This is a genomic window from Candidatus Zixiibacteriota bacterium (assembly GCA_040752815.1).
Classification (GTDB): Bacteria; Zixibacteria; MSB-5A5; order GN15; family FEB-12; genus JAGGTI01.
The window spans coordinates 1-9,715 of the sequence record JBFMGC010000075.1; the positions used below are offsets into that span (position 1 = coordinate 1).

Annotated in this window: 5 protein-coding genes; 2 read left to right on the forward strand and 3 right to left on the reverse strand. The window is 57.7% G+C overall.

Annotation, left to right across the window (positions count from 1 at the left end; translation table 11 throughout):
• From AB1772_12595 to AB1772_12605, 3 genes are all read right to left on the reverse strand, one after another.
• Positions 1-379: hypothetical protein (locus AB1772_12595; protein ID MEW5797179.1), on the reverse strand; the 379-nt coding region annotated here is incomplete at its 3' end.
• 765 nt (positions 380-1,144) lie between these two features.
• Entirely contained in the window at positions 1,145-4,114 is a 2,970-nt protein-coding gene (locus tag AB1772_12600; protein MEW5797180.1) for a hypothetical protein, read from the reverse strand.
• Positions 4,115-4,405: 291 nt separating this feature from the next.
• Positions 4,406-7,324, reverse strand: coding sequence for a TonB-dependent receptor (locus tag AB1772_12605; protein ID MEW5797181.1), 2,919 nt, complete (start codon positions 7,322-7,324; stop codon positions 4,406-4,408).
• A gap of 290 nt (positions 7,325-7,614) precedes the next feature.
• Here AB1772_12605 and AB1772_12610 point away from each other — a divergent pair, with 290 nt between their 5' ends.
• Positions 7,615-8,346: a response regulator transcription factor gene (locus AB1772_12610; GenBank protein MEW5797182.1), complete on the forward strand. Its 732-nt coding sequence runs from the start codon at positions 7,615-7,617 to the stop codon at positions 8,344-8,346.
• Between the two features lie 192 nt (positions 8,347-8,538).
• A partial coding sequence (locus tag AB1772_12615) for a hypothetical protein (GenBank protein ID MEW5797183.1) occupies positions 8,539-9,715 on the forward strand: 1,177 nt, incomplete at its 3' end.

The following is a 9,715-nucleotide window of genomic DNA, read 5'->3' on the forward strand; positions in this document are numbered from 1 at the left end:
AGAGACCCGATCCCAGGAACCCTGCTTCAGCGAGACGCGGCCATCGAGCTCCCGCGGCGGCGATTACTATCGCGAGTTCGATCGCCCCGATCGTTGCAAATGCGATCCACTCCCATCGGGTCCATCTTCGCAGGGCAACCCCCCAGGCCGACGGTCGTGCTCTTAGTACTATGGCCCCGGCGATTACGACAAGAACGAATCCAAGCTCGTTGGCAATCCGGAGCTGGAGGTTGAACCAGGGGTTTCCGGGGCGCAGGAACGGCATGTCAGGTCGGACGATCCATCGCACCGGCAGCTCCAGCAGCATAGCCAGCGCGATCGAGGCCCATGCTTGACGCGGCGTCAGAGACCGCCAGTGTTCACTGATTGGTGCCTTCATGATGAGCATCAACTCGCGTGGACAGCCCAGCAACAAGGAGAGGGCGTGTGCGTGGCGCAGACTCCCGAAAGAGGGCATCTACCGGCGCACCCGTGGTGTTCGGTTTGTGGTTTCATAAATGTCTCGGTTCTATGAGCTGAACGGACGGTTACCGGGGGTGTCTGGTGGGCTGGGCAGTCCGTGTAAAGATGTAGGCCTCGCTTATTCGTCAGGTTAAAACAGTTCATGCAGAAAGAATCGCAGCGGTCGCCCTGATGACAACCACAACCATCGCGGCACTCATAATTGCCTGAATCGCCGGTTGGAGGCAGTTTCTTTGGATAAAGCTCGCCGGCTGAGTCATTCGTACTACCGCCAATGCGCAGCCGGTCAACAACCCCCACAATGTCATGCACGCTACTTCACCCTTAGGCGGTTTGGTTGGATGGGGTAGATCCAATAGCCTTGCTGAATCCATATGGTATCCCTGACCCGACTGCTCTGGTGGCTATACGCACCTCCCGTTGCTGGTGACAACTGTTTTTTTTTGAAGCGACCCTGTAACAGCGAGGATCAAGTTCGAGAAAGTCGACGGTCCGGTATTTTTGACTTCCAGCGCGCCGAATTGACCTTGCCATGTCCAGGTCGGATCAAAAGGGTGGATTCACCGGCAAATCGGGAAGAGTGCGTTCGGGGCCGATGAAGTTCCGCATCTGGTCAATCACAAACAAATGCCACCCCGGCACGCGCCGGGGTGGCTGTCAGGATACAAGGACAGGATAGTCCCTATAGGCAATTAGGAAGACCGAGTGCTGGACCGGTTATGAAGAGGTAGTCTATGAGGACCGTGATGTCGCCTATCGAAATGTCATTGCAGGTCACGGCGCCGACTGCTGACTGATTGATGTCCGCCTCATCCAGGCAGGTTAAAATCCCGTCGCAAGTGCCGGATATGAACTTGGCATCAATCATAACTGTTACGTCGCCGATAGTCGGTTCGTCTTCCATCGACTGATTCGCATCACCTACGCGCCCCTCGCAGCAACCGCAGCTATACGCGGGCTGCTCGCCGAAGTGTTCGCCGCACGACAGGAATGTCCAGCCGGCGGCCCAGGACTGCTCAAGCGGGACATTCGGATCGAAGGCGCCGGAGAACCCCACGGTCTGTATATAGGCGTTAGGGTCGGTCACGACCTGGAAGGTGGTCGCCGCAGGGCTGCATGCCGATGGGCGAGGATCAAGCAGCTGATCCTGGTCGCGGCTGATGCCGCGAGCCAGGGGATCAGCGAGAAGGAGCGAGTTATTTGCAGCCATGTACGAGTCCACGCCGGATCCGACCGAAAGCGAGGTCCAGTCAGTCCCGTCGCCGAAGTTCGAAAAGTAAGTGTTTTCGATGGTCAGCCCCGTGCCGAGGATAGCCAGTGAAGCAGCGTTGTTGGCGTTGACGGCCTTCTTGGCGTAGTCAGTGATGATGCTGTTGTAGAAGTGACCGCCCGAGCCGCTGCGAAACGCGAAGGCTACGTCGTTGTCAGTCTCCGCCGAAGCGACGCCCGAGCCGTACGAAGTCACATTCGAGATATGCGGCCAGTTGCCTGGTGCCGCGATGCAACCGCCCGGCGTGCAGTAATCCATCTCGAAACCGCGGCTGCCGGAGGACGGCAGGGTGGCGTCCTTGATGCAGAACCAGAACTGGCCGGAACCGCTGTAGCCGAAGTCCCAGTCAAAACCGTCATCGTCGCAGAAAGCCGTAACCAGGTAGCTGGTATTTACCGTACCGCCGAAGAATTCAAAGCCGTCATCAAGATTCTGGTACGCTTCGACGTGGTCAATAACGGTGCCGTTGCCGACGCCGCCCATGGTGAGGCCGTTAATCTCGTTGGCTGCGCCGATAATTGAGCCGCCGTGACGGAGCGATACATAGCGGAACACACCGGAATTGTCACCGGGCACGGCACCGCCAAAGTTGCCGCGAGGCTCAGTCTCAGGTATGCCTTCAATCTGGGCTGTGCCGCTGGCTGTTGTGACGGGGGCGCTGCCGAGAATTATGACCGACCCCCAAAGACCCTTGCCGGCGACGCCGAGCGGTATGTCAAACTTGTCATCGATATCGTCGTCAATCGATGTAAACACGATTGGGAGATCGGCCGCACCGGTGGCGTAGATCTTCCCGCCGCGAGCGACTATCAGAGCGGTGGCGTCGACACCCTGGCCCGGGTCACCCTTAATGATCGTGCCGGGGCCGATAATGAGCTCTTCGCCGTTTTCGACGTACACAAAGCCACTCAAATTGATGACTTCGTCCTGATTCCATGCTACCGTGCCGGACATGTCAGCGTCGTCAAAGACCACGACCGGCTTGCCGTTATCGGTGAGGCTGCAGACCGGTGCGGATTCGCACTGGCTCAGGATGTTGTAGAAAGACGTTGCGGACCAGCCGCAGAGCCAGGGACGCACGGTCGGCTCGAATGCGCCACGGTAGGACGTAGCGACTATGTAGCCGTTGGGATCGGTAACGGATACCGCGCCGGAAAGCGCGCTGCCTACCGGCCGCGGGTCCAGACCATTGTCCTGGGCGCGGCTGATGGAAACGACGTTGGTTCCGGCAGTGTAGGAATTGGCGCCAACGATGTATGCGTCCATGGCCGCGGGCGCGGTTATGTCGGCGAGCGATGATACATAGGCGCCAAAATCGTAGAAGAGGTTGCCCTGGAAGACCAACTGTGTGCCAATGAATCCGGTTGAAGCAGAACCGACGTTTACACCATTGTTCGCCCAATCTTCGTAAATGCTATTGTAGAAGTAGCCGCCGGAACCGCTGCGGAAGTCATGCGAGCGATCATTATTGGCATCACCGGAAGTGCGCCCGGATCCGAAGAACGTCACGTTGGCAACGTACGGCCAACTGCCCGGGGCCGCGATACAGCCACCCGGCGTGCAGTAGTCCATCTCGTGTCCGCGCGAACCGGATGACGGCAGCGGGGTATCTTTCAGGCCGAACCAGAACTGGCCTGACCCGTTGAAGCCAAAGTCCCAGTCGAAACCGTCGTCATCGCAGAAAACGGTCGCCAGGTAGCTGGTATTGACGGTGCCGCCGAAAAACTCGAATCCATCGTCGAGGTTCATGAACGCTTCGACATGGTCAATGCGGGTGCCGCGGCCGACACCTCCCAGGGTAAGTCCGTTGATCTCGTTGGCCGACCCGATAATGGAGCCGCCGTGGCGCAGGGAAACGTAGCGGAACACCCCGGAGTTGTCATTCGGATCGGTGCCTCCGAAGTTCGCGCGTGGCTCAGTCTCGGGTATACCTTCAATTTGGGCCGTGCCGGTGGCCGTTGTGACCGTGGCGTTGCCCAGTATCAGCACTGACCCCCAGAGCCCTTTGCCGGCAGGTCCGAGCGGGATATCATTCGGATCGTCTACATTGTCATCGATTGACGTGAATATGATCGGGTACTCAGGAGTTCCTTCGGCGTAGATCTTTCCGCCTCGTGCGACGACCAGCGCGGTGGCCTCGGTTCCCTGTCCCGGGTTACCTTTAATAATGGTGCCCGGTTCGATAATTAGTATCTCACCGGATTCGACAAACAGAAATCCGTTCATGTTCCAGACGGTATCGGATGACCATACCGTGATGCCGGTTATGTCAGCATCCGTGACGACTTTTACCGGCTTTCCCGCCTCAACAACTTTCCCGTTAGCGAGCGCGATCGCGGGACAGGCAAAGGCGATAAGCGCGAAGATCAGTTTGCGAAGCATCGATTCCTCCAATAGGGTTTTTGGTCATAATCAGCAGTTCCAATTGCCGGCACAGTGCGAGACCGTGTCCGCAAGCAAAGAGATTGTGTCACTTCTGGAAAGCCTCCTGGTTGGGGTTATCACCTGCGTATCGTCCAATGTTGGAGACTGCGATTGAAAATCGCCGCGCGACCGGTTGGGCGCCCGGTGGGCTCTCATGCATTGCAGCATCATCAAGCAATCTCCTATCTTCATCATCTTCATCAGTATCCAGCTTGCACGTTTAGGACCAAAGACCTCAGTGTCCGCCGCCTACAGTTGATAAGTCATCCCTATTGAAAACGTGCGGCCGTACGAGTACCTGGCGCAGTCGAACTGCTTGCCATCGTTGAACTGCACCCAGTGCGTCTCCTTATCGGTGAGGTTCTTGGCAGCGGCTTTCATGGTCATGCCGCGCCAGATCCTCTGGCAGAGGGTGAGGTCAATTGTCGACTCCGGCAGTTCCCAGACATCAGGGTTGTAACTATACGTCACTTTGACCAGTCGTTTGCCGAACCGGTTGTAGAGGAGCGATACTGCGGTTCCGCTGGACTGGCGCAGGTAGCTGACTTCGGCATTGATGATGTATCTCGACTGGTTAAAAAACGGTCCCTGGTCGTCGGCGCCCGGATTGAGGATCCGCTCAGCCGCGAGGTCCGCCTCGCTCAGTGTCCGATGTGCATCTATCAGACTGTAGTTACCGCCGACTTGCAAGTTCCGAAGGAGTTTGTGCAGCCTGTCAAGGCGCTGCTTGACTTCCAGTTCGAGGCCTACCAGCTCGCCTTCCTTGGCGTTCTCCCAGGTCTCACTGTCGTTCTGACCCTTCATTGCGATCTCAATAGGATTTGTGAGTTTCTTGTAAAAGAGGCTGACAGCCAGTAACTCACCGGCGCGAGGGAACCACTCCCAGCGGAGGTCGTAATTATCGATCTCGGTGTATTTGAGCGAATCGTTGCCGTATACGAAGTTGCCCCCGATCGCTTCCAACGTGGGGAAAGGCGACAGTTCGCGGAACGAAGGACGAGCCAGCGTCCGACCGAACGCGGCGCGCACGTTCATCTTATCGTGCGGGTGATAGACGAAGTTGACTGACGGGAGCAGATTGTGGCCGTCTACCAGATCGGTGGTGTCGTCGCTGACAAAAAGCCGGTCGAGATTCATTCTGGTGGTTTCATACCGCAGTCCGGTGATCAGCAGCATTCTCGACCAGATGGGCATCTCGACCATGGCATAGGTGCCTGCAATATCCTGGGTGGCGGAATAGAATCCCTCAGGGTCCGTACCTGCAGACCAGCTTATGCCCAGGTCTATATACCGATCCGCCGACGTATCTGCGAGCATGCCGATGTTCTCCGGCGCGAAGTACTCATCGGGGTCGCCGCTGTACTTAATCGCATATAGGGGATCAATTACGCGCGGCGTATTCATTTGGAACTTGCGCTCCCTGAAATCGCGCGTCTTGTGAACGAATGACACTCCTGCCTTGAACTTAGCGAGGAGCCCACTCCACTGCTCGAATGGTACTGCCAGATCTACCTGACCACTGCGGTTTCGCTCCGTGATGTAGCGGAAGTAGTGCTTCGGCAGGTCGTTACCGAATACGTTGTAAGAAGTATCGACACCTTCACCTATCGGCAGAGCTTCATCGGCGAAAAGGCGGCGATCGGGTTCATCCTGAGTGATGCGCGTATCGGCGATCTTCCACGACAAGTCAGGCCCGCCCAGGAGCTGTTTATGATCGCCCTGCACCTGAAGGCTGGTGAGGCGTCGCTCGTTGTACTGAAGCGACCAGGAGCGAAAGACCCCGTCGGAACCGGTGTTGTAGTAGTAACCCTCGAAGTACTTGGTCGTAGACTCGGCGTTCCGCGTGCTTGTGTATGCCGCGCTCAGCTTGTGGTTTTCCGCAAAGCGGTAGGCGGCGTGCCCGAATCCGCTCCAGAGCACTTCATCTTTTCCGTACTTCTCTGTGTAGTTCCCCTGCAGATCCATGGGACTCCCGACGTTTAGGGTCCAACGTGAGCGGACCCCGTCGGTGTAGGACGAGTGATTGCGGCTGTAGCTGAAGCTGGCATTCACCCCGAGATCGCGGCCAAACAGCTTCCTGGTATCGCCCAAAGAAACCGCATAGGATTGATTCAGCGGCGCGGTTCGATAGCTCGGCTTCATGCCGGAACTTATGGCCTTGCTGTCGCGATCAAGCTGGAGGGCAAGAGTGGTATCCCGTCCCGCAGATGAAGGTGTGACCGTACGGTACTGCGGGTCCATGAGATAGTCGGGAACATAATCACGTGTCCCGTCGTCGGTTCCCATCCAGTCCTTCGAACCGCCCTCGTACGTCAGTACATCATTGTTGCCGGTAGTATTGGAATTGTACGAGGTCGAGGTTGAGAAGCTGATCGCTCGCTGTTCAGGAAAGTCACGCGTGTTGAGGTCGACACTTCCGCCGGCGAAATCCCCGGGTTTGTCAGGGGTGAAAGATTTGGAGACAATGATATTATCCAGCAGATTGGCCGGAATCAAATCCATGGGGGCTCCCTGTTTGTCCGGGTCGGGGCTCGGTAACGGGGTCCCGTTGAGCATCGTATTGGTGTAACGACCACCAAGCCCACGCACATACACGTAGCGTCCGTCGACGACAGAGGCCCCTACAACTCTACGGGCTGCATCAGCGGCATCTCCGCTTCCGGTCCTGGCGATCTCTTGTGCACTGATGCCGTCCTGCACGGCTGTGGATTCCCGGCGCTTCTTCATTACCGAAGCGTCGGTGTTTTGGCTCGCCTTGCCCGTAACCGTCATCCCCTGGACTTCGAGCATGACCTCGGCGAGCTTCAGTGACACTTCGGTTGTCTCGCCCGCTTTAATCAAGATTGGCGTGACGGTAGCGGTGTCGAAGCCTACGCTGGTGGCAACGAGAGTGTACGAGCCTGATGGAACCCCCGTGATCTCGAAGAATCCCTCGAGATCCGTGAAGGCACCGAGCTTCGTGCCGCGCAGGGCCACCGTCACGCCTATGAGTGGTTGTCCGGTTTCTTGTTCTGTCACGCGACCATGCACTTTGCCTTCGTCTTTGGCGTGTGTTTGACCTGCAGCTTCTTCGCCTGCCAGGCAAATGGCGAGTAGTACCAGCAGCAGACCCGTGGTGAGTCTCTTGGATCCTGCCTTTCTCTGTGCTGCGTGTGTTCCTGCCAACATCCTGTACCTCCTGAGTGAATTCAATTACCGTCCTGCCACGGACGCTTATTCTGCAAATCCGCGGCAAAGAAGCAGGGCGCGTATTAAACGACTATTAAGCCGCCATAAAGATTCGCTTTCGTTGTCAGACAAGAGGTTATCCGGTCACCCCCTGTGATGAGCGTTTACCCCACGGGCCGGGTCACAAAAAGTGCACTGAAAGCTGAAGGAATCTTAATCAAACCTTAACCTGGGGGGTCTACGATCCGCCCGGCAGGCCTGAATTGGCAGTCGGAAGTGGGGCTTAAGTCGTGAACGAACAAATACTGGTCATCGAAGATGAGTCGGATCTACAGCATCTGATTCAATACAATTTGAGCCGCAAGGGGTATGAGGTCACTCTGGCAAGCTCAGCCGAGCAGGCCTTACCGCTTTTGCGCAGCCGGTCATTTCACCTGATAATTCTTGACGTTATGTTGCCGGGGATGGACGGCTTTCAGTTCTGCAGGTTGCTCAAGGCCGATCAGAGTCTGCGGCATGTGCCGGTACTGATGGTGACGGCACTTGCCGAAGACGCAGACGTCGTCTCCGGATTGGAACTGGGGGCCGAAGACTATGTCACGAAACCGTTTAGTCCGTCCGTGATGGTGGCCAGGGTCAGAGCACTCTTGCGCCGCCATCGGGATTTGCAAGTCCACGATCTTACTCCGCTCAAAATGGATTGCCTTGAAATTCTGCCGGGACCACACACAGTCTTGGTCGGAGGAAAAGAGGTGGAGCTTTCTTTGACTGAATTTCGAATATTACACGCACTGGCCAAATCTCCCGGCTGGGTTTTCACCAGGTACCAAATACTGGATGAGGTGAGGGGCGAAGGGTACATTGCGACTGACCGGGTAGTCGATGTTCACATCACCAGTCTTCGGCGAAAACTCGGAGCAGCCGGAGAGTGCATCGAAACCGTCCGCGGAGTCGGTTACCGTTTCCGCAGGTGCGATGCCGAAAACGGGCAGCCCGCCGCAGGCAACGGGGTGCAGAATTAGGCAATTACATTGTCTGCGGCAGCCGTAGAACTCCTGACGTACATCCGGTAAATTGGACTGCGTAGACCCGCTATGCCTATTTTTCTCCAAATGGGCCGAGCGGGCAGGCCTGTCCCGGTAATGTCTTCTTGCGAGGGCTGCTACCTGGTCCTTCTACTGTGGGTGTTAATCTCAACCGAAAAGGAGTGTGCTATGTCCACTCGCAACTCGCACCTGGCGGCGCTGCTCATGCTTACGATAGCGGCGGTGCTGATAGGGTGCTCCTCGGATGAAACCACGGACAAAATCACCGGGCCCCGGTATCTGGCGACTGACTTCTTTGTCAGCGTCACCAGTGGAAATGACGCCAACACCGGTGGGATTGGGGCGCCGTTCGCGACAATTCAAAGGGCCATAGACACGGCCGGGCTGGCCGGCGGCCGGGTATTCGTGGCCGAAGGAACGTACAATGAGAGCCTCAACCTGGACAGCAAGGTAGGCCTGTTCGGCGGCTACAAGAACGGGACTTTCACGCGCGATCTCGCCAATGCCGTGACCACTATCAACGGCGGGCCGATGGCCGTCCGTGTGGGTGATGCCGATTCGGTGAGCATCGACGGGTTTACTATTCGCAGCGCCGATGCCGTCGCTGCCGGCGGCAGTTCGATAGCCATCAGTCTTCACAACGCTACCGGCATCGTCATTACCAACAACCAAATCCAGGCGGGTAAGGGTGCGGCCGGGCCGAACCGCTCTAAGCCCGGAACGCCTGCGAAGTCGCCCGACGGTTCACCCGGGGCTGATGCTACTAATGCCGGCTGTGATCTCATCTCGTGCGTGAGCACCCAAGGAGGGAATGGAGGCTTTCAGACCGGCATGAGTGGCGGCAATGGCGGCGACGGGTGCTCGGTAAAGTGCGATGATGGTGGGAACGGCGAGGGGCCCGGCGGAGACGGTGGGGCCAGCAGAGGTGTACTGGGCGGCGCCGGTGGAAATGGCGGCGCCGGCGGCCAAGGGTCCGCAGTAGGAGTCAATGGGACCGGCGGATCATCTTTTGGTTCGATCGGTTCGGGATTATATATGGCTTCTTCCGGTACAAACGGCCAAGCGGGGTCTAATGGCGGGGGAGGAGGCGGTGGTGGCGGTGGGGGAGCGGCTCTCGCCAAGGGCGCGAGCGGCGGCGGCGGTGGAGCCGGTGGACTGGGTGGTTTAGGCGGCTTCGGCGGTGGTGGCGGTGGTGGCTCGATTGGTATTCTACTTACAGGAACCTCCCTGGCCACAATTCAAAACAACACGATTACGACTTCCAACGGTGGTGCAGGCGGCTCAGGTGCGCCGGGCGGCGATCCCGGCACGCCCGGTTTAGGCGCTTCCGGCAGAGCCGGAAACG